This is a genomic window from Microtetraspora sp. AC03309 (assembly GCF_020826795.1).
GTDB classification, from domain to species: domain Bacteria; phylum Actinomycetota; class Actinomycetes; order Streptosporangiales; family Streptosporangiaceae; genus Microtetraspora; species Microtetraspora glauca.
In genome coordinates this window covers 54,831-74,232 of the sequence record NZ_JADDIL010000049.1, presented here as the reverse complement: position 1 = coordinate 74,232, position 19,402 = coordinate 54,831, and the positions used below count along the sequence as shown (strand labels likewise).

Sequence of the window (19,402 nt, the reverse complement as noted above, 5' to 3'; positions counted from 1 at the left end):
ATGATCCGCCGCTACATCGCCTGGCGAAACCGCAACACCGACAACCCCCGCCTACGCCGGATCGTGACCACGAGGTCGCTTTCGATGGCGGCGCGCGGCACTCCACCTGTCCGGTCACGGCCGCCATCGTTCCTGACTCTCCTCCTGCTTGCGCGCGTACGGCTGCGCATGGGCTGCGCAATCTCAAGACTTTTTGATCTTGATCGGGTGTCAGCGGGTGTCACACCCCGGCAGGCTCCGGTGTGAGCACGTCCGCGCGGATGATCCGGTAGGAGCGGCGCGCGTCATCCCGCTCGATCACCCCGTCCTCGGCGAGCATGTTCAACTGGGCGATGATCCACGCCCGGGACAGGCCCGTCCGCTGCCGCACGATGCACAGGTCCCGGGTGGCGAACTCGTTGCGGCCCTCGCGTACCCACGCCTGGAGGTGCCCGAGCAGCACGCCACGCGCTTCGCCGGGCTCCATCTTCAGACCCGTCCGCTCCGGGAACTTCGCGTCGTCGGCGGCCTCGATCGGGTCGTCAGGGCCCGCCTCGATCTCCGGCGACGGGTCCTCGGTCCGCACGTACTCGCTCACCGCGCTCCCCTCGCTCTCGTCGTCCTGGCCGTCGCCGGCGAGCGCGTCCGGGCCGTAGTTCGCGTAGATGATCGCCGTGAACTCGTCGACCTCCTTCGCGTTCGCAGGCCACGCCTCGGCGTGCCGACGCATCCGCGCGTTGGCCTCCTGGTCGTCCTCGCCCCAGTCCCAGGTCCGGTTCGGCATCGCGATCCGCTCGTCAGGGATGGACGGGGCGTCCAGGTAGGACATGCCGGGCTGCTTGTTCGCCCACAGCTGCGGCCGGGCGCCGGCGTCCCGCTGTGCCTCCGAGAGGCCGAACTTGGCGTCGCCGGCGTTCTCCAGACCGAAGCACCACTTGGCGAGCTGGCCGAGGGCCACGTCCGCCCCTGGCGCGGCGCCGGGACGGCACGGGACGGCGGTTCGGCGACGGTCCTGGTGTCCGGCTCGGCTGACTCGCGCGGCGCCGCGATGACTGCGTCAGCCGGTTCACGCCGCTGGAGCAGGGGGCCGAAACGAAGAAAAATACGGCGGTTTCGGCCGGTCTGCTAGCCGGGCGGATCGGCCGGTCCAGCGGACAGGACTAGCGTCGAAAGAGTGTTCTCTGGCGCCGCCACGGCAGCGCTCTTAAGGTCATCCATTGATCGGGCTCCTCTGTCCAGGCGTCCGGTTGTAGGACGGCCCCCATCTGGTTGGCGCCGGATGGGGGCCTTCTGCGTTCAGCTGATCTCGGTCACCTTCGCGGTGAGCTTTGACAACGACGACGGCGTAGAGATGAACTCCTCCGTCACCTGGGCCTGGTCACCCTGCATGGTGAACCGGCCGATCTGGGGCCCGTCCTCGCCGCCGCGGACCTCATAGATGACCTCGTACTCTCGGTCGGGGTCGGGCATGGTGCCGACGATCGTCGGGACGACCCGATAGGTGATGTTGCAGCCGGCGCTCCCGAAGCATTCCTTGTCCAGGAGCGTCACCTTGAGCTTCAGGTCTGATGGCTTCAGCGTGACGGTTGCCGGGGTGGGCTCCTCTGCGGCTGGCTCCGCATCGACGGTCGTGCCGGTCCCGACAGATTGGCCGGAAGGAGTCTTGTCCGCGACCGTGGCGATGCCCGCCGTGCAGGCGACTACCGCGAAGAGGGTGACTCCGAGCATGGCTAGGGCCACGCCCCCACGACGCTTCTGAGGGGCGGACGGCTGGGGGTAGCTGTAGGGATGCATTGCTGCTGCTCCTTCGTGTCAGGGGTTGCCGCGCGTAAGGACGTGGACAGCTCAGGAAGGGTTGGCGATCGTTATCGATCCGCTTGGGGCCTCAGGTGGCGGCCTCGCGAGGTGAATCCCTCCCCAGGGAGCGGCGCCGCCAGGCTCCGCAGGTCGCGGTGGTGAAGCGACCAGCGGAGCAGCTCAATCAGTGGGGAAACCGGGCTACCGTGCCTCGCCGGTCAGGAGCCGCATCCACAGCTCCTCGGCCTGGCGGTAGGGCAACCGCGTGCTCTCGTGCCAGCCCCGGCCGTCCTGGCGGCCGATGAAGAGAGGGCCGCCGCCCGTGTACAGGAAGTAGCGCGGCGCCCGGCACTTGCAGGTCCATCGGAGAGCTCGGCATCGCGGGCCCGGAGCAACCGCCTCATGCCACTCGATCGCCTCGCATGTGGCGAGGGCGTGCGCGACATGCGGTCCATGCCCCGCGTAGCCCATGAAGCTCACGCGCGGGCTTTCTCCAAGAGCCGCCCCTGCTCGGCCAACTGCTCGCCGAGCTCGCCCACGGGCTACAGGAGATGATCCGCGCCGGCGAACTGGCGCCCGGCACGGTGCTCCCCGGCGAACACGAGATGGCCACGCAGTACGGCGTCGGCCGCGAAGCCGTCCGCAAGGCGCTCGGCGTACTGCGCGCCGAGGGCCTGGTCGCCACCAATAAGGGTGAAGGGTCACAGGTTCGCGTCCAGCCCGAGCGCAAGACGCTCGCGATCGACTCCAAGACGCGGGTCTGGTTCCGCCTGACCACTCCGGAAGAGCGGATCATGATGGGGCTCGACGAGGGAGTGGGCCTGGTCGTCGTTGAGGCCGAAGGCGTTGCACCCCGGCTGCTTCCCAGCGATGAGGTCATCATCACAGGCAAGTGATTGATGGCCCCGCCTCCCCATCGAGGAGACGGGCCCACCCCCGGTTGGGCCACCTCGGCGTGCGCGGCCCACACAGGAGACGAGCGAGTGTCACGTTCGGATTACCGACCCCCCTCGATCGCTCTGCTGCGAGAGGACCCCGACTCGTACGTCTCCCCCGCGGATGGCCAGCCGAGGCTGTCCCCTTGCACACGACTGCGCCCCGTCACCTCTCGGCGACGGGGCACGTTTCATGCTCGTGCGTCACTCGTGCGCGTTGATCTTGGCGCACCCTGGATGACCCTGGAGCATCGTGGAGGATTCCCGAAAGGCATCTCTACAGGTCAGCGACTATTCCGGCGCTCCGAGCCGCTCGATCGCGCCGATCATCAGGTCCCAGAAGCGGTCGCGGTCGAGGATCAGGCCCACGTTGGCGTTGGGCTCCCAGTCCATCCGGCCGTGCAGGTCCGCGACCGTGGCTCCCCTGGTGTACGCGCCGTCGAGCTCGATCCGCAGCCCGACCCGCGCGTACGTCAGGACCTGGGGGTCGATCAGATACGCGAGGGTGATCGGGTCGTGCAGCGGCGGCGCCTCGAAGCCCCACGCCTGGTGGTAGCTCGACCCGAAGAAGGTGAGCAACTCCACGCAGACGCGGGCCAGCGGGGTGCCGAGCGCGGCGATGCGGTCGAGCACGTCGGTGGTGACCAGTGCCTGGTGGCTGACGTTGAGCCCCACCCACGTCGTCGGGACACCGCTCTCGAGCACCTCGGCCGCGGCCTCGGGGTCGGTGACGATGTTGAACTCGGCGTACGGGGTGTGGTTGCCCCGCTCGGTCGAGCCGCCCATGATCACGATCTCGCGGATCCGGTCCCGGTCGCCGGGGTGGCGCCGGAACAGGGTGGCGATGTTGGTCAGCGGTCCGATGGCCACGATCGTGACCGGCTCGTCCGCCGCCGCGAGGGTGTCGTGGATGAGCTCGACGCCGTGGCGCGGGTCGAGGGGCACGTCCGGCTCGCCGAACGCCGGGCCGTCCAGCCCGCTCTCCCCGTGCACGTAGTCGCCGATCTCCAGGGGCCCGGTCAGCGGCCGGTCGCAACCGGCCGCGACGGGCACCCCGGTGGCCCCCGCCAGGCTGAGCATCCGCCGGGCGTTGAGCGCGGTCTTCGCCACGGTCTGGTTGCCCGCGACGGTGGACACGGCGAGCAGGTCGATCGCCGGGTTCGCGACCGCGAGCAGGATGGCCATGGCGTCGTCATGGCCGGGGTCGCAGTCGAGGATCACCGGGATGGGCACGTCAGATCTCCTTGGCCAGCCAGCGGACCGCGCGGGTGAACAGGGTGGCGTACCCCTCCCACGCCACGAACTCGTCAGGGCACCAGTGTGGCGCGATGTCGGACGCCCAGGCCAGCGTCCGGCCGGCCCCGGCCTCCCGTACGGCGAGCAGCGGGTCGCCGCCGACCGTGGCGAGCAGCGTCGCGTCCTCGGGCACCTCGAACCGGTTGTACCCGAGCAGGTCGGGCCATTCGGCGGGCAGCCCGGCCGTGATCGGGTGCGCGGCGCCGGCGAGGAGGCCGGGCACGCCCTGCGGCGTCTCCACCCGGTCGTCGTACCGGGAGATCCGGGCGGGCAGCACCCGCTCGACGGCGGTGCCGCTGTAGGCGGCCTTGGCCTCGAATCCCTGGAAGCTCAGGTAGCCGCCCGCCATCGCGAGGCCGCCGCCCTGCTCCACCCAGTTCGCCAGCAGTTCGATCCGGTTGACCGTCTTGCCGCTGGACAGCCAGGTGTCGGGGTGCAGCAGGATGCTGTTGGCGCCGATGTCGGACAGCACGATGACGTCGTAGGCCGACAGGGCCTCGATCGTCCCGGGGAACAGCTTGGGCACGTCGTGCGCCGGGAGGTGGTCGACCTCGACGCCGTCGGCGACCAGAACGTCCCGCAGCGGCTCGAAACCGGTGTGGTAGGTGGTCGTGGTGAACGCGTCGAAGCCCTTGTAGTGGGTCGATACGCTCACCCACGATTCGCCGGCGACCAGCACGCGGGTCATGAAGATGTCTCCTTCAGTGGATGTCGATTGTGTCGTGTGTCTTCGTACGGAAGTACGGGGATGGGGCGCGGCGTGGGGGTCAGCGCGCGGCGGCAGTGGCGGCAGTGGCGGCCAGGAAGAGGTCGCGCGGGTTGTCCACGAGCATCCGTGACGTGTCCGCGGGGGTCAGCCCGTGCTCGTGCAGGCGCGGCACGAAGTGGGTCAGGATGTGGGCGTAGCCGGTGCCGCCGTACCGGACCAGCATGGTCTTGAGGAACACGTCCTGGGACAGCAGCACCCGATGGCCCAGCCCCGCGCGGTGCAGCCAGGCGACCGCCGCGGCGTTGTCGTCGTCGCACGGGGACTGGCCCTCGCCCGGATAGTGGTACTCCATGCCGCACATGTCGTATCCGAGGTACGCGCCGCGGGTGGCGAGCGCCACCTGGTAGTCGCGGTCCCGCCCGCTGGGGTTGAGGTGCGACAACACGGTGGCCTCGATCAGGCCGCCCTCCTCGGCGATGACGTCGAGTACGCGGTGGCCGTGCCGTACCCATCCGGGCAGGTGCACGGAGAGCGGCACCCCGGTGCGGGCCTGTGCCCGCGCGGCGCCGCGCAGGACCTTCTCCTCCGCGGCGGTGAAGTCCGGGGAGACGCCGATCTCACCGATCACGCCGGCCCGCACGCCCGCGACGCCCGCCGAGAGGTCGTGCTCGATCTCGTCGGCGACGTCGGCGACGCTCATGTCGCGGACCCGCGCCGGATGGGTGCGCTCCAGATAGAAGCCGCAGCCCATCACGACGTTCAGGCCGGTGGCGCGGGCGATCGTGGCCAGCTCGGCCGGTGCCCGGCCGAGACCCTCGGGGGTCACCTCGATCAGGGTGCGCCCGCCGCGGGCGGCGAACCTCGCCACCTCCTCGATCGCGACACCGGTGTCGTCCAGGGACACGTTGTCGCGGGAGAGGTAGGGATCGTTGCGCAGCCGGCCGAGGAACTCCATCCGCACCGGCGACCCGGCGATGGCCTCGCCCTCCGCGTCGCCTTCCGGGGCGGGATGCCAGGCGCTGGCGCCGTCGTTGCGCAGGTGCTCGTGGCAGAGGGTGATGCCGAGCTCCTCGACGGGCACCGGGCCGAGCACCGTGGTCACGGTGCTCGGGGTACCGACCCCAGTCCCGGTCATACCGGCCATACCGGTCATTTTCGCACCGCGCCGAACCTGGCCCACACCTTGCTGTTGGCGAAGATCGCGAGCAGCAGGATGGCACCCTGCACGATCTGGACGTAGAACGGCGAGACGTGCAGCAGCACGAGACCGTTGGCGATGACGCCGAGGGTGAGCGCGCCCAGGATGGTGCCGAGCATGCTGCCCCGGCCGCCGAACAGGCTGGTGCCACCGAGCACCACGGCCGTGATGACCTCCAGCTCGAACCCGGAACCCGCGTTCGACGAGCCCGAGCTGAGCCGGGTCGCGATCAGCACTCCCGCGAGGGCGGCGGCCAGGCCGGTGAGCACGTAGACGGCCAGCCCGACCTTCCGGGTGTTCACGCCGGTACGGCGCAGCGACTCGCCGTTGGAGCCCAGACCGATCACGTACCGGCCGAACGGCGTACGCGTCAGGGTGAGCCAGCCGACCGCCGCGATGACGACGGCGAGGATGACCGGCACCGGGATGCCGCCGACGCGGCCCTGCCCGAGCTGGACGATCCACAGCTCACCGTCGATCGGGGTGGAGTACCCCTCGGTGGCGCGCAGGGCGGTGCCCCGCATGATCGACAACATCGCCAGCGTGACGATGAACGGCGGGATGTTCTGGTACGACGAGAACCAGCCGTTGACGAACCCGATCAGCGCGCCGAGCGCGAGAATGGCGATCAGCGCCAGCGTCGGGTCCCAGCCATGCTGCAACACGATCGCCAGCAGCGACCCCGACAACGCGACCGTCGAGCCGACCGACAGGTCGATGCCGGAGGTGCTGATCACGAATGTCATCGCGATCGCGACGATCAGTGTCGGCGAGATCTGCCGCATCAGGTTGAGCAGGTTGCCCGTGGTGGCGAACCGGTCGGCGGAGAACGCGAAGAAGATCAGCAGGACGACCAGCACGACGCCGATGGCGATCGTCTGCGCGTGCTTGCCGATGTGGGCGTTGGCGCGGGCCGCCCTCGTGGTCACGACCCGCTCGCTGGTGACGGTCACCGTCGCGCTCCCTCGGTCTTGTCGTGCCCGGTCCTGTCGTTCTCGATCTGGTCGTGGGCGACGATCTCGGAGACGAGCCGCTCCAGGCTGGTGGCCTTGGCGTCGAGGTCTGCCCGCAGGGTGCCCTCGTACATCACGCAGAGCCGGTCGCAGACCCGGAACAGGTCCTGCAGGCGGTGCGTGATCAGGATCACCGAGACACCCTGGGCGGAGACCGTCTTGATCAGTTCGAGTACGGTCTCGACCTCGGCGACGGCCAGCGCCGCCGTGGGCTCGTCCAGGATCAGCAGCTTCGGCCCGAAGGTCACCGCGCGGGCGATGGCCACGGCCTGGCGCTGCCCGCCGGACAGGCCGCCCACCGGGATGTCCGTGAGGGGGATCCGGATGTTGAGCGCGTCCAGGTGGCGGCGGGCGTCCTTGTGCATCTGCGCGATGTCGAGCAGCAGGCCGCCGGCCTTGCGCGGCTCGCGCCCGAGGAACAGGTTGCCCGCCACGTCGATGTCGTCGCAGAGGGCGAGATCCTGGTAGACCATCTCGATGCCGAGCTCGCGGGCGTCGCGCGGCGTGGCGAACGACACCGTCTGCCCGTCGAAGACGATCTCACCGGAGTCCGGCACGACCGCGCCCGCGAGCACCTTCATCAGGGTGGACTTGCCGGCGGCGTTGTCGCCGACGAGCCCGATCACCTCGCCGGGGCCGACGCGCAGCGTCACACCACGCAGCGCGTCGACCATTCCGTAGCGCTTGCGGATGTCGCGCATGACCACACGGTCCACGCCCTCCGCTTTCCTGCCGGTCACCGGAGCCGCTTCCTCGCTCACTTGAACGTGGCCCGGTACTGGTCGACGTTGTCCTTGGTCACGATCGTCACCGGCACGTCGATGTTCTTCTTGGCCTGGGCGCCGCCGATCAGGGCCTTGGCCTCCTTGACCGCCTCGTAGCCCTCGGTCTTCGGGTCCTGCTGGACGACACCGGCGACCCAGCCGGCGTCGATGCCGCTGATCGCCTCCTTGGTGAGGTCCCAGCCGAAGACCTTGACCCGGTCGCCCGCGTTCTGCGACTTCACGGCGGCCACGGTGCCCAGCAGGGCGGGCTCGCCGGTGGCGTAGACGACGTTCATGTCGGAGCGGGAGGTCAGCAGGTTCTCGGCGGCCGTCATGGCGGCCTCCTGCTTGTTCTGCCCGTCCACGGTCTGCACGATCTTCGCGCCCGCGCCCTCGACGGTCTTGACGAAGTCGTCCTTGCGGATGTTCTGGATGAACGAGTTCAGCGCGCCGACGACACCGATCTTCGGTGCGGAGAGGTTCTGCGCCTTGGCCCAGTCGTTGACGAACGCGCCGCCCTGCTGGGCCGCGGCGGCGTTGTCCACACCGACCTGGGTGTCGACGGACGGGGAGTCCACGATCGCGTCCACCGCGATGACCTTCATCCCCGCGTCCTTGGCGATCTTGACGGCGGGCTTGATGCCCTCGACGTCGATGGCCACCACGATGACGGCGTCGAACTGCTGCTGGACGAAGTTGTCGATGGCCTCGTTCTGCTTGGCCGGGTCGTCGTTGGCGTTGAAGATCGTCAGATCGACGTCCGCCTCCTTCGCCGCCTGCTGGGCGCCGGCGTTCATCTCGTTGAAGAAGATCGCCTGCTGGTTGATCTGCACCAGACCGACCCTCGGCTTGTCTCCGCCGCCCGAGGCCGCGGAACCGGAGTCGTCCGTGCCACCGCACGCGGCGGCCAGCAGGCCGGTCGCGAGAAGTGCGGTCGCCGTGGTCATGCGGGTGAGTCGAATGGATCGTGCCATCGGACCAGCCTTTCGAGGGCCGCTCTAGGAGCCGCAAAGAAAAGTGTTGGGGAGTGTGGTAATCGATTACCAATTTCTGGGATGCTAGCGACCAGGCCAAACGGGCGTCAAGGTGACGTAAGCCCCGAAACGATCTATCGTTCTGCTGAACTCCTCGGTGAGGCAGCTCACAGCAGGGCGGAACCGCCGTGCTGGCCCGGACACGCTAGGGAAATCGATTACACGGTGATGACTTGATGGGCGTGACAATCCACGACGTGGCCAGAGCGGCCGGCGTCTCCGTCGCCTCGGCCTCCCGCGCCCTCTCCGGGCGCCGCAAGGTCACCCCGGACGTCGCCGAGCGCGTGGCGCGCGCCGCAGCCGAGCTGGGATACCAGCCGAACGCGGTCGCCAAGGCGCTGCGCGACCAGACGACCGGGACGATCGGCATGATCGTGCCCGGCATCGGCAACCCGTTCTTCACCACGATCGTGGAAGCGGTCGAGCACCAGCTCCAGGAAACCGGGCGCGACCTGCTGCTGTGCGCCTCGCAGTACCGGCCCGACGTCGAGGCGAGGCGGCTCGAAACGCTGCTGGCCCGGCGGGTGGACGGGCTCATCATCAGCCCCTGCGACATCGAGGGCAGCGTGCCCGCGGTGCTGAACGCCGCGCGGCGGGTCCCCCTGGTCCAGGTCGACCGGTACATCGAGGGCGGCGGAGCCGACTGGGTCGGCGTGGACGACGACTCCGCCCTCGCCCAGGCGGTCGATCACGTGGCCGAGGGAGGCGCGCGGCTGGTCGTGTTCGTGGGCAGCCGCCTGATGAACTCCTCGGCCAGGTCGCGGTTGTCCGGGTTCGAGCGCGCCGCCACGCGGGCGGGGGTCGCCACCATGCCGCCGTTCCTGGGCGAGTTCACCCTCGAATGGGGCGTCGAGGTCGGTCGCCTGCTGCTCGACGGTGACACCATGCCGGACGCGGTGATCTGCGGCAACGACCAGATCGCCGTCGGCCTGGTGCGCGCGCTCCGGACGGGCGGCGTCCGGGTGCCCGAGGAGGTGTCGGTCGTGGGGTTCGACGACGTCGGCCACGCCGCGATGTGCGACCCCCCGCTCACCACGGTCCGCCAGCCCGTCGAGGAGATGGCGGCGGAGGCCGTACGCCTGCTCGGCCTGGTCCGGGTGAGCGACCCGCGGCCCGCCCAGCGCGTCGCGATCGCCCCCCGGCTCGTCGTACGTGAGACCAGCCGACCGGTGGCCGCCGGCGGCGGAAAGTGAAGGGGAACCGCGTGAGCGATGCGGTGGAACTGGCCCGCGACCTGATCAGGATCGACTCGGTGGGCGGGGGTGAGGCCGCGGTCGCCGAGCCGCTCGCCCAGCGTCTGTCGGCGGCGGGATTCGATGTCAGGGAGCATCGCTACGCGCCCGGACGCACCGGCCTGGTGGCCCGTTGGGGGGCCGGCTCGCCGGTCGTGCTCACCGGGCATCTGGACACGGTGCCGCTGGGCGGCCAGGCATGGGCGCGTGACCCGCACGCCGCCGAGGTGGACGGCGACCGGCTGTACGGGCGCGGGTCGAGCGACATGAAGGCCGGGGTGGCCGCGCTCGTGGTCGCCGCCGAGCGGCACGTACGCGGCCCGGGGCCCCGGACGGCCCTGGAGGTCGTCCTCACCGCGGGCGAGGAGACCGGGTGCGAGGGCGCGATCGACATGATCGCTCTCGGGATGGTCCGGGAGGCGCGGGCGCTGCTGGTGGCCGAGCCGACCGCCAACCGCGCCCTGCTCGGGCACAAGGGCGCGTTGTGGTTGAAGGCGGTCGCCCGTGGCCGGACGGCGCACGGCTCGATGCCGCACCTGGGAGACAACGCGATCTACAAGCTGGCGCGCGCGATCGGCGTCGTGGAGCATTTCGACCTCGGCGTTCCCGCGCACCCGTGGCTCGGGGCGCCGACCGCCAACGTGGGCACGGCGCACGGAGGGATCAACGTGAACTCCGTCCCCGATCTCGCCGAGGCGACCGTGGACCTGCGCACCGTCACCGGCCAGGACCACGCCGGGCTGCGCGAGCGGCTGGGGCGGACTCTGGGGGACGAGACGGCGCTCGAGGTGCTGACCGACCTGCCCGCGGTGTGGACCGACCCGGACGACCCCTTCGTCCAGGCGTTGCTCGCGGCGGGCGCCCTCCCACCTGGCGACCGGCCCGCGGCCAGCTACTTCACCGACGCCTCGGTGCTCGTCGCGGCGTACGGCGGGGTGCCGGCCGTGATCTGCGGCCCGGGAGAGCCCGAGCAGGCGCACGTCACCGACGAGTACTGCGAGATCTCCCGGATCGAGGAGGCCGTCGAGATCTACGCCGGTGCCCTGGCCCGGCTCACCCCCTGACGCGCCCCCTGACGCACGCCGCTGACGCCTGGCCCTGACGCCCGCGCCCGAGATTCGGCCCGGACGGCCGCCCCGGCCACGCTGCGGGTCCGGGAACGGTGATCCCCCGCCCAAGGCCGGTCACCGGTACGGCACGGCGCCGCCGGGAACGACGCCGCGAGTGTTACAAAGGCACCCATCTCCGGTCCGCCGTCCGCGTATGACGCGCCGTGGTTCGTCGATTCGCGACTCGACTCACGCCTCGGCCCATGCCTCGGGTCCCTGCTTGGGCCCATGCCTCGGGTCCCTGCTTGGGCCCGTACCTCGGGACGGTGGAGCGGGAGGCCGGCGGCGGATTGTGGGAGGCGGGATTGAGCCAGTGGCTGGTGCTCTCCACGCGGGGGCTCTGCGGCGGCCTGTTCGTCATGGTCTTCGCGCTGATCGGAGAACTCGTCACGCCGAAGCAGTTCGCCGGCGTCTTCTCCGCCGCTCCCGCCGTCGCACTCGCGGGCATGTCGCTCACCCTGCTGTTCCAGGGAGGCCCGCAGGTCACGGAATCCGCGCTGGGGATGATCGCCGGGTCGGTCGCGATGATCGCCTACTGCGCCTCGGCCGTACCCCTCGTCACCCGGCTGGGGGCGGTCGGGGGCACGACCGCCGCGCTCGGGGTCTGGATAGCCGTGGCCGCGGCCTGCCGAGCGCTGATCACGGTCGCCGGATGACTCCCTCCAGGAAGATCCGGATCCAGCCGTCACGCCTGAAGAAGGTCACCAGGCGGGACATGGTGACACGGTTCGTCTTCGGCGCGGCGATCTCGGTGGTGGCCGGGCTGATCGGACACTACCGGGGCCCGGTCACCGGCGGCGTCTTCCTCGCCTTTCCCGCCATCCTCGCCGCGACGCTCACCCTGATCGAGCACGAGGAGCACGACCGGGTGCCCGCCGCCCAGGACGCCCGTGGCGCCGTCCTCGGCGCTTTCGGCATGACCGCGTACGCGGCCTGCGTCTGGACGCTGGGGTCTCGTATCCCGACGTGGATCGCGCTGGTCGCCGGGCTCGTCGTCTGGGCGGTCGTCTCGGCCGCGCTGTACTTCCTGGTCTGGGGTCTGCGCCGCGACCGCCGAGGGCGCCACCGCCGCTGAACCGGCACGCCGGGGATGCTCCCACGGATGTCAAGCGGCGACCCGTCGCGGGCCACGGGCAGGGCCGCGGTCAGTGGGTGTTTGAGACGAGTCGGATTCAGTCACACGTCGGCATGAAGGCCGTCGTGAGCGATGTGCCAGCCGGTCAGGTCGCCGGCCAGTGCTGTGGGTGACAGGTGGGTGAGGAGCAGGTGCTGGCAGGTGAAGCGGTCGCGGTGGTGGTGGAGAGTGTCGAGGTCGAGGTGCCAGCGGGTCGGGGCTGGGCTGTAGCCCTCGCAGAGGAACAGGTCGACCCCATCGGCCGCCTGGAGCAGGGCTTCGGTCCATTCGGTGTCGCCGGAGTAGGCGACTGATCCAGTCGTTGTCTCGACGCGTATGGCGTAGGCGGGGGCGCCGGAGGCATGCCGTACTTCGAACGGTGTGATGTGCAGCGGCCCCAGTTCTCTGGCGCGTCGGTCGGTGTGTTCCCTGACGCGGACGGTGAAGCGGCGCTGGATGGTGCTGGAGCCGGGGAACATCGTCTCCATCGCCTCTGCCAGCCGGGCGCCGGTTCCGGGTGGGCCGACCACGGTCAGGTCGTGGGTCCTTCGGCGGAACTGCCCGTCGAGGACCAGGAAGGGCAGCCCTGCAAAGTGGTCACCATGCAGGTGGCTGATCAGCACCGTGTCGATCTCGTTGGGATCGATCTGCTGCTGCCGCAGGGCGACCAGGCTGGTCGCGCCGCAGTCGATCAGGACATGTGGCGGGGCGGAGGCCTCCGGTGCCAGGGCGATGCAGGTTTGGAACCTGCCGCCGGAACCGAATGCGTCGCCGCTGCCCACTACAGTGACTCGCACCTTGCTCACCTGTCTTTCCTGGCCTGGAACTCCTGCAGCTACGGCGACCGAGAGACCATAGATCACATAGGCTCGTGGCCTGATCTCCGTCTCCTGGCGTCATGTGAGTGTGGAATGTCGGCGAAGCCGGATCCCCCTAGGCCTCTCAGCATGGCCGAGTTCCTTGCGGGCGCGTATGCCGTCGTGATCATAGGGCTCGCCGCTCTCAGCCTGCCGTCTTTCATCGGAGGAGGAGGAAACGGGCTGGCGTTCCTGTTCGTCGGTCCCGCCACCTACCCGCTGGGCACCGTCCTGCTCGATCTCTGCCAGGTGGCTGGACTCTGCTACGCCGAGGTCGGGCCGTCGTGGATGCGAAACGTCCTGCCGCTCATCGTCGCAACCGCCGGCGGACTGATGCAGGCCGGCCTCCTGTGGTTGCTCCTTCGCGCTGTGCTGCTAGCGATGAGCAGGAAGCGAGACCGTTGAGCACCCCGCACTGGAGTTCTGCCGGCGTTGCCGAATTGTTCCCATAGGGGTAGGGCGTCTCCATACTCGGTCAACTCGACCTGCCTCAGGCGACTGCCGTCGGATCCGATCTCCCGAGTGGCGGCCAGCGGGCCGGGCATGCGGCTCTCCGGCCAGTCCCGTCAAGCCCTGGCGGGAGGTGCTCACCTACATTCATCACTGTCAGTCGTCGTGGACCTTGGCGGAAGGTACGGGGACCCCTCCTGGGCAGGTGATCTTCACGGTGACCTTGTCGACCTCCGACTCGAACTCCACCTTGACTTCCCGGTCCGGCCCCCGGTCCACGTCGTCGGCGGCGTACCCCTGGGCGGGGCTCCATGACAGGAGCGACGCCTGGTCGCGGTCACAGCTCACGACGAAGGAGCCACCGGGGACGGTGAACGCACGGGTGACACCACCCGTGGCGGTCGGGCTCGGCGTCACGGGGGTCACGGGACTCCCGGTCGCGGCCGGGCTGGGGGTCACGGGCGTCGTAGCACCCTCGGTCGGGGACGGGCTCGGCGTCACGGGAGCCCCGGTCGCGGTGGCGACCGCGAGCGCCCGGTCGACGTCGGCCTGGCTCATGGGCGACACCACCTTCTGGGTCAGCCCCTCTCCGAGCAGGGAGATCGCCCATGTGCTGGTCACGGTGGCGACGGCGGCGGCGATCAGCCAGCCGAGGATCCCGAGAAGTGAGCGCCGGTTCACGGGGCCAGCCTGCCAGCCCCGACCTTAACGCCGCCCTAAATCCCTCCCAACCTGAGGCAGGCGAGGCGCCCGTCCCGCCATCTGCGGCCGTGGCCGGACCGAGCCGCCCGTCCCTGCCGGGGCCTGCGTCCGCCCCCGTGAAGAGCCGGGGCTTCCTCCCGCCCGGTGAAGGGCCGCGCCTGTATCCGCCTACAAAGGGCCAAGCCTGCTTCGGCCCCCCGAAGGTTCGTCGGAGGCCCTGCCCTGGCGCGCATCCGAGACCACCGCATCCGAGACCGCCACCGCCTCTGCGGCCGTGGCCACCTCGGACAGGGCGGCGACCGCTTCCTCGATGGACCCACCGAGCCGGGCGACTTCGGTGAGGTAGGCGCGGGCATGCCCCCTGATCAGGTCAGCCCGCGCCGCCCGGGGCTCGGGTTGCGCCAGCACACGGGTGCCGCCACCGCGTTTCCCGCTGACGTATCCCGACTGCTCCAGCTCCTTGTAGGCCCGGGCCACCGTACCCGCCGCCAGACCCAGATCGGCGGCGAGCTGGCGCACCGGAGGCAGCCGGGTCCCCACGCCCAACACACCGCACCTGATCAGCTCCGCGAGCTGCGACCGGATCTGCTCGTACGGCGGAGAGGGACTGGTGACATCGACCTCGATCACGAGGCCCTGATCCGCGGCCGGGACAGCAGCTCGGCCAGATACCAGACGGCCGAGCCGGCGGCGAGGAGAGCCACCCCCAGGAGCGCGAACGCTCCGGGTGCGGCCCAGCCGGCGAGATCGCTCTGCCGGAAGAGGGCACCCGCGGCGACGACGGCGACCCCGGTCAGCGGCAGGGCCACGCACAGGCCATAGGCCGCGGTGACCACACGAGCCGAATGGGCACGCTGTGCGTCGTCCACGGCTCTCGCCGCCGGGTCGAGGCCCGGGCGACCACGCTGGACGACACGGTGGGTCACCAGCGCGGAAAGCAGGAAGGCGACCGCGAGCACGGCCAGCATCGGCCACGCGTAGAACCAGCCGGGCCATGGACCGGTCGCACTGCGCACCGCGCCGTCGGGGCTGCTCATGGCGAGCACCCGCCCTGAACGCCCCAGGTCGTCGGCGCTCGCCGTGGCTGAGGTGACGGACAGCAGCACCACGGCGACCAGGGAGAGCGCGGCCGCCAGCGGCGCCGAGAACCTCGGCAGGTAGTCGCGAGCCCTCCTGATCTCCAATGACGCACCGCGGATCGGCCCGTGGGGCCGTGACACGGCGAGCTCGCCCGCCAGCGTGCCCATAAGGAGACCGATCCCCAGGACGGGGGCGGCCAGCATGGCTCCCCGGCCCAGGCCGTCCCAGCTCAGGACGAGCCAGGAGGCCGCGATGCCGACCACCAGCCCGGCCAGCCGCGACCACAGGTGCCGTCCCGTGGTGACGCGCGGCACGGGCAGATGCCCGCCGGCCGGCACGTGCACCTCACGGTTCAGCGACATCAGCACCGCGAGAAGCAGGGCGACCAGCACCGGCACGACCGCGAGGGCGAGAGGGATCACAGCGGCCACGCCAACTCCTTTGTATCAAGCAAGTGATACAAAGAAGAGTGCCCGATCCTGTCACTTGTCGCAACTCCTTGATACAAACTCGCGTCTTCCCATCGTGTCGCATCGTGTTGCGTCGTGTCGCGTCGTGTTGCCCGGTATCCGCGTCGCCGCCGGAAGCCGTCGGGATGCGCCCCGGGCCGGAATCCGCGGGACTCGGCCACGGCGGTCCGGAGAAGCCCCGGGCCGGCGCCGACGGGTCGTGAGCGCCGCCGGCGAAGGTGACGACCTGTCCGCCCTCCTGATGCCACCAGCGCGCGATCGCGTCCCACGACCACTCGCCGCGCACGTGGCCGCCCTGTGGAAGCACGGTCTGCCTTCCTCCTGATGCGACGATCCGACGCGCGACGCTAACGGTTGCCTAAATCTCACTCAACGCGAGGAGGAAAAGGACAGATCTACCATCGGGGTGCGGTTAGCGTGTTCACCGTGGCGCAACTCCTGCTGGTGGAGGACGATCCTGCCGTCCGGTCCGCCCTGATGCGAACCCTCACCGAGCGCGGCCACGCGATGACCTCCGCCTCCACCGGGTTGGCCGGCCTGCGCATGGCCATGGACGACCGCCCCGACCTCGTCGTCCTCGACCTCGGTCTGCCCGACGTGGACGGCTACGAGATCATCCGCATGCTGCGCGCGGTGAGCTCGGTGCCGCTGATCGTCGCCACCGCGCGCGACGACGAGTCGGAGATCGCCCGGGTGCTCGACGCCGGTGCCGACGACTATCTCGTCAAGCCGTTCGGCGCCGTACAACTCGACGCGCGGATCCGGGCCGTGCTGCGCCGCCTGCAGGGCGGCGAGGACGACGGCATGCGGCCGCTGACCGTGGGCGAGCTGCGCATCGACCCGCGCAGCCGCGAGGTGACGATGCGCGGCACGTCCCTGGATCTGCGGCCCAAGGAGTTCGACCTCCTCTGCTATCTGGCCGCGCGTCCCGGCCAGGTGGTCAGCAAGCGCGAGTTGCTCACCCAGGTCTGGCAGGTGCCGTACGGCGGGGCGGACAAGACCGTCGACGTCCACCTCTCGTGGCTGCGCAACAAGCTCGGCGAGTCCGCGCAGGAGCCCCGCTACATCCGCGCCGTCAGAGGTGTGGGCGTCAAGCTGGTGGACCCTGGCATATGAGGCGGCGCCTGCTCGTCCTGGTGGCCTCCACCGTCTCCCTGGCCCTGGTCGCCTTCCTCGCCCCGCTCGCGTTCCTGGCCGGCGTGCTCGCCGCGGACCGGGCCACCGCCGACGCGCTCGTACGCGCCCAGTCGCTGGTGCCCGTGGTCTCGGCGGGCGGCCGGACCGGGCTCGAACTGGCATTGGAGCAGGCCAACAGCGCGGGCGGCTTCCCGCTCACGGTCTTCCTGCCCTCGGGTGGTGTGCTGGGGGCGCCCGCGGCCGAGTCGGACGCGGTCCGGCTCGCCTTCACCGGCCGCAGTCTTACCGCGAACGCCTCCGGAGGGCGGGAGATCCTCGTGGCCGTCCAGGGGACGTCGGCGCGTACGGCGGTCATCCGCACGTTCGTGTCCGACGAGGATCTGACCCGTGGCGTGGCGAGGGCGCGGGCGATCCTCGGGCTGCTCGGCCTCGGGCTGCTCCTGATCAGCCTGGTGGTCGCCGACCGCCTGGCCCGCTCGCAGGTCCGCCTCATCTCGGGGCTGGCGCGGGTTTCGCACCGGCTCGCCGCCGGCGAACTGTCCGCCCGCGCGCCCGCCGAGGGGCCGCGGGAGGTACGCGAGGTCGCCACCGCGCTGAATCATCTCGCGGGGCGCATCCTCGTGCTGCTCGCGCAGGAGCGGGAGGCGGTGGCCGACCTGTCCCACCGGCTGCGTACGCCGCTGACCGCGTTGCGGCTGGAGGCCGACGCCCTGCCGGAGAGCGAGCAGGCCACGCGGGTGTCGGCCGCGGTGGAGTCGATGGAGCGCATGGTCACCCAGGTGATCAAGGAGGCACGGCGTTCGCGGCAGGACGCCACCGGCGAGTGCGACGCGGCGCTCGTCGTCGCGGAACGCCTGGACTACTGGGCGATGCTCGCCCGGGACCAGGACCGCCGGGTCACCCGCGACCTGGCGGGCTCCCCCGTCCTCGTCGGGCTCACCGCCGAGGCCCTGGCCACCTGCGTGGACGCCCTCCTGGAGAACGTGTTCGCGCACACGCCCGAGGGCACGCCCTTCGCCGTCCGGCTCGACCGGCGTCCAGGCGGCGGAGCCGTACTCGTGGTCGGCGACGAGGGGCCGGGCTTCGGCGGCGGTGACCCGGCGCGGCGCGGGGTGAGCGGCGGAGCCTCCACCGGCCTCGGGCTGGACATCACCCGGCGAGCCGCCGAACGGTCGGGCGGCTCGCTGGAGACGGCCGGAGGGCCGGACGGGGGCGCGCTCGTCATCGTGGAACTCGGGCCTCCGCCGAATTAACTCCTCGTTAGGGTTCCGGAAGCTCGCCGCTATGACTGATCAGGAGAACCTTCGGGTGTCAGCAAGGACACCGAACGCACCGGAGGTCAGAATGCGCAAGCTCACGATCATCGCCGGACTCGCCGCGGCGGCCGCCATCACCGCCGGCGGGACCGCCGCCTTCGCCGCGGACCAGGCTTCCGCCCCCTCCGCCTCCCCGTCCGCGGCCAAGGCGCCCGCGGTCTCGAACGAGCAGGCGGTACGGGCGGCCCTCGCCAAGGTTCCCGGCGGCTGGGTCACCGCCACCGAGCTGGAGTGGGAGCACGGACGCCAGGTCTGGGACATCGAACTGCGGACCGCCAAGGGCGCCGCGCGGGAGATCACCGTCGACGCGGTGAAGGGGTCGGTCCTGAAGAACGAGGCCGACCACGATGACGACCGCGGCGACCACCACCAGCGTCACACCGGCACCGACGACAGCGGCCACGACGCCGGGGACGACGACTGACGTGCCTTCCCCGCTTCTCCCCTCACGGCCGTACGGTCATCGCGGCCCTGGGGGGAGGACGCCGTCCACGAACATCCCCCGGACTGAGGGTGACGAATGGACAAAAAGTGCTTGCCGGACAGATTCCCTCTTGTGATCGTAAGAGTGCACCAGCGAATCGACACTCCCCCAAGCAGAGGGCGATCATGCGTAGGTTCCTCACCGCCGCCACGTGTCTCACGGCGGCGCTCCTCATGTCCCCCGTCATGTCCCCCGTCCCGGCGCACGCGTCCGCCGGTTCCTCCACGGTCGAGCGGCGGACGACCAAGGTCCGGGTGACCTACCCCTCGGCGATCAGGAGGGGCAGGCCCGCCCGCTTCACCTTCACGGTCACCCGTCCCGACCAGATCGACGACGAGGCGCTGGTCCTGGAGACGGACCTGCCGCACGGCATCGTGTCGAAGGTCAGGTTCGTGACCAAGCCCAGGGGCGCCAAGTGCGGCGCCCAGAAGCGGAACTCCGCGGGAAACTACGGGGTGTACTGCGTGGTCCGCTCGCTCGACTACACCAAGATCACCATGTCGTTCAACGTATGGCTCAAGTCCAGCTACTACGGGAAGTTCCGCGCGTCGCACTACTGGGCGCCCGTGACGCTGGACTACGGCGGCAGCATCGGGGACTACCTCGACGAGATCACCAGGGACGACCTCATCGGCAGGGGCTGGGTCAAGGTCCGTTAGCAGACGTCCCGCGGCGGGCGGTCGTGGCGGGCGGTCGTGGCGGCGAGGCCGGCGGGCGTGCCCGCGA

Annotated in this window: 23 protein-coding genes; 10 read left to right on the top strand and 13 right to left on the bottom strand. The window is 70.5% G+C overall.

The window, feature by feature from the left end; all coding sequences use genetic code 11:
• Positions 1-220: 220 nt before the first annotated feature.
• The 3 genes from IMZ11_RS26355 to IMZ11_RS26345 all read right to left on the bottom strand — a co-directional run bounded on the left by IMZ11_RS26355 (position 221) and on the right by IMZ11_RS26345 (position 2,256).
• The gene (locus IMZ11_RS26355) at positions 221-937 is read right to left on the bottom strand and encodes a hypothetical protein (RefSeq protein WP_228645117.1); all 717 of its coding nucleotides are present in this window, start codon (positions 935-937) and stop codon (positions 221-223) included.
• 338 nt (positions 938-1,275) lie between these two features.
• Positions 1,276-1,773, bottom strand: coding sequence for a hypothetical protein (locus tag IMZ11_RS26350; protein ID WP_228645114.1), 498 nt, complete (start codon positions 1,771-1,773; stop codon positions 1,276-1,278).
• A gap of 204 nt (positions 1,774-1,977) precedes the next feature.
• Complete coding sequence (locus IMZ11_RS26345; protein WP_228645113.1) at positions 1,978-2,256, bottom strand: hypothetical protein; 279 nt, start codon at positions 2,254-2,256, stop codon at positions 1,978-1,980.
• Positions 2,257-2,282: 26 nt separating this feature from the next.
• Here IMZ11_RS26345 and IMZ11_RS26340 point away from each other — a divergent pair, with 26 nt between their 5' ends.
• Positions 2,283-2,672 (top strand): winged helix-turn-helix domain-containing protein, encoded by a 390-nt coding sequence (locus tag IMZ11_RS26340; protein WP_308066846.1) that lies wholly within the window; start codon positions 2,283-2,285, stop codon positions 2,670-2,672.
• A gap of 330 nt (positions 2,673-3,002) precedes the next feature.
• Here IMZ11_RS26340 and IMZ11_RS26335 read toward each other — a convergent pair whose 3' ends face one another.
• The 6 genes from IMZ11_RS26335 to IMZ11_RS26310 form a co-directional block, all read right to left on the bottom strand.
• A complete protein-coding gene (locus tag IMZ11_RS26335; RefSeq protein ID WP_228645111.1) occupies positions 3,003-3,944 on the bottom strand; it encodes a nucleoside hydrolase in 942 nt (313 codons plus the stop codon).
• 1 nt (position 3,945) lies between these two features.
• Positions 3,946-4,695 (bottom strand): glutamine amidotransferase, encoded by a 750-nt coding sequence (locus tag IMZ11_RS26330; RefSeq protein WP_228645109.1) that lies wholly within the window; start codon positions 4,693-4,695, stop codon positions 3,946-3,948.
• Positions 4,696-4,774: 79 nt separating this feature from the next.
• Positions 4,775-5,818: a phosphotriesterase gene (locus IMZ11_RS26325; protein WP_228645107.1), complete on the bottom strand. Its 1,044-nt coding sequence runs from the start codon at positions 5,816-5,818 to the stop codon at positions 4,775-4,777.
• Between the two features lie 47 nt (positions 5,819-5,865).
• Positions 5,866-6,867 (bottom strand): ABC transporter permease, encoded by a 1,002-nt coding sequence (locus tag IMZ11_RS26320; protein ID WP_061257910.1) that lies wholly within the window; start codon positions 6,865-6,867, stop codon positions 5,866-5,868.
• The gene (locus tag IMZ11_RS26315) at positions 6,864-7,667 is read right to left on the bottom strand and encodes an ATP-binding cassette domain-containing protein (RefSeq protein WP_228645105.1); all 804 of its coding nucleotides are present in this window, start codon (positions 7,665-7,667) and stop codon (positions 6,864-6,866) included. Before IMZ11_RS26315 ends, IMZ11_RS26320 begins: the two co-directional genes overlap by 4 nt.
• A 17-nt stretch (positions 7,668-7,684) precedes the next feature.
• Positions 7,685-8,638: a substrate-binding domain-containing protein gene (locus IMZ11_RS26310; RefSeq protein ID WP_228645104.1), complete on the bottom strand. Its 954-nt coding sequence runs from the start codon at positions 8,636-8,638 to the stop codon at positions 7,685-7,687.
• Between the two features lie 263 nt (positions 8,639-8,901).
• On the opposite strand from IMZ11_RS26310, the gene IMZ11_RS26305 reads away from it, so the two are divergent.
• From IMZ11_RS26305 to IMZ11_RS26290, 4 genes are all read left to right on the top strand, one after another.
• Positions 8,902-9,918: a LacI family DNA-binding transcriptional regulator gene (locus IMZ11_RS26305; RefSeq protein ID WP_228645102.1), complete on the top strand. Its 1,017-nt coding sequence runs from the start codon at positions 8,902-8,904 to the stop codon at positions 9,916-9,918.
• An 11-nt stretch (positions 9,919-9,929) separates the two neighbouring features.
• Positions 9,930-11,021, top strand: coding sequence for a M20 family metallopeptidase (locus IMZ11_RS26300; protein ID WP_228645100.1), 1,092 nt, complete (start codon positions 9,930-9,932; stop codon positions 11,019-11,021).
• Between the two features lie 350 nt (positions 11,022-11,371).
• Entirely contained in the window at positions 11,372-11,722 is a 351-nt protein-coding gene (locus tag IMZ11_RS26295; RefSeq protein ID WP_228645099.1) for a DUF3147 family protein, read from the top strand.
• Entirely contained in the window at positions 11,719-12,141 is a 423-nt protein-coding gene (locus IMZ11_RS26290) for a DUF3147 family protein (protein WP_228645097.1), read from the top strand. The genes IMZ11_RS26295 and IMZ11_RS26290 overlap by 4 nt, the downstream gene beginning before the upstream one ends.
• 101 nt (positions 12,142-12,242) lie before the next feature.
• Here IMZ11_RS26290 and IMZ11_RS26285 read toward each other — a convergent pair whose 3' ends face one another.
• On the bottom strand, positions 12,243-12,986 hold the full coding sequence (locus IMZ11_RS26285) for an MBL fold metallo-hydrolase (RefSeq protein ID WP_228645095.1): 744 nt from the start codon (positions 12,984-12,986) through the stop codon (positions 12,243-12,245).
• Positions 12,987-13,127: 141 nt separating this feature from the next.
• Between IMZ11_RS26285 and IMZ11_RS26280 the strand changes: the two genes are divergently transcribed.
• Complete coding sequence (locus IMZ11_RS26280) at positions 13,128-13,442, top strand: hypothetical protein (protein ID WP_228645093.1); 315 nt, start codon at positions 13,128-13,130, stop codon at positions 13,440-13,442.
• Positions 13,443-13,643: 201 nt separating this feature from the next.
• Here the strand turns inward: IMZ11_RS26280 and IMZ11_RS26275 are convergent, their stop codons facing one another.
• From IMZ11_RS26275 to IMZ11_RS46340, 3 genes are all read right to left on the bottom strand, one after another.
• Entirely contained in the window at positions 13,644-14,168 is a 525-nt protein-coding gene (locus IMZ11_RS26275) for a hypothetical protein (protein ID WP_228645092.1), read from the bottom strand.
• 189 nt (positions 14,169-14,357) lie between these two features.
• Positions 14,358-14,819 carry a GntR family transcriptional regulator gene (locus tag IMZ11_RS46345; protein ID WP_228645090.1) on the bottom strand — a complete coding sequence of 154 codons (462 nt, stop codon included), beginning with the start codon at positions 14,817-14,819 and terminating at the stop codon, positions 14,358-14,360.
• Positions 14,816-15,700: a hypothetical protein gene (locus IMZ11_RS46340; protein ID WP_228645088.1), complete on the bottom strand. Its 885-nt coding sequence runs from the start codon at positions 15,698-15,700 to the stop codon at positions 14,816-14,818. Before IMZ11_RS46340 ends, IMZ11_RS46345 begins: the two co-directional genes overlap by 4 nt.
• Positions 15,701-16,165: 465 nt before the next feature.
• On the opposite strand from IMZ11_RS46340, the gene IMZ11_RS26260 reads away from it, so the two are divergent.
• From IMZ11_RS26260 to IMZ11_RS26245, 4 genes are all read left to right on the top strand, one after another.
• The gene (locus IMZ11_RS26260; protein ID WP_228645086.1) at positions 16,166-16,855 is read left to right on the top strand and encodes a response regulator transcription factor; all 690 of its coding nucleotides are present in this window, start codon (positions 16,166-16,168) and stop codon (positions 16,853-16,855) included.
• Positions 16,852-18,129 carry a HAMP domain-containing sensor histidine kinase gene (locus IMZ11_RS26255; protein WP_228645084.1) on the top strand — a complete coding sequence of 426 codons (1,278 nt, stop codon included), beginning with the start codon at positions 16,852-16,854 and terminating at the stop codon, positions 18,127-18,129. Before IMZ11_RS26260 ends, IMZ11_RS26255 begins: the two co-directional genes overlap by 4 nt.
• Positions 18,130-18,220: 91 nt before the next feature.
• On the top strand, positions 18,221-18,616 hold the full coding sequence (locus IMZ11_RS26250; protein ID WP_228645082.1) for a PepSY domain-containing protein: 396 nt from the start codon (positions 18,221-18,223) through the stop codon (positions 18,614-18,616).
• Positions 18,617-18,801: 185 nt separating this feature from the next.
• Positions 18,802-19,335: a hypothetical protein gene (locus IMZ11_RS26245; RefSeq protein WP_228645080.1), complete on the top strand. Its 534-nt coding sequence runs from the start codon at positions 18,802-18,804 to the stop codon at positions 19,333-19,335.
• The last annotated feature ends 67 nt before the right edge of the window (positions 19,336-19,402 follow it).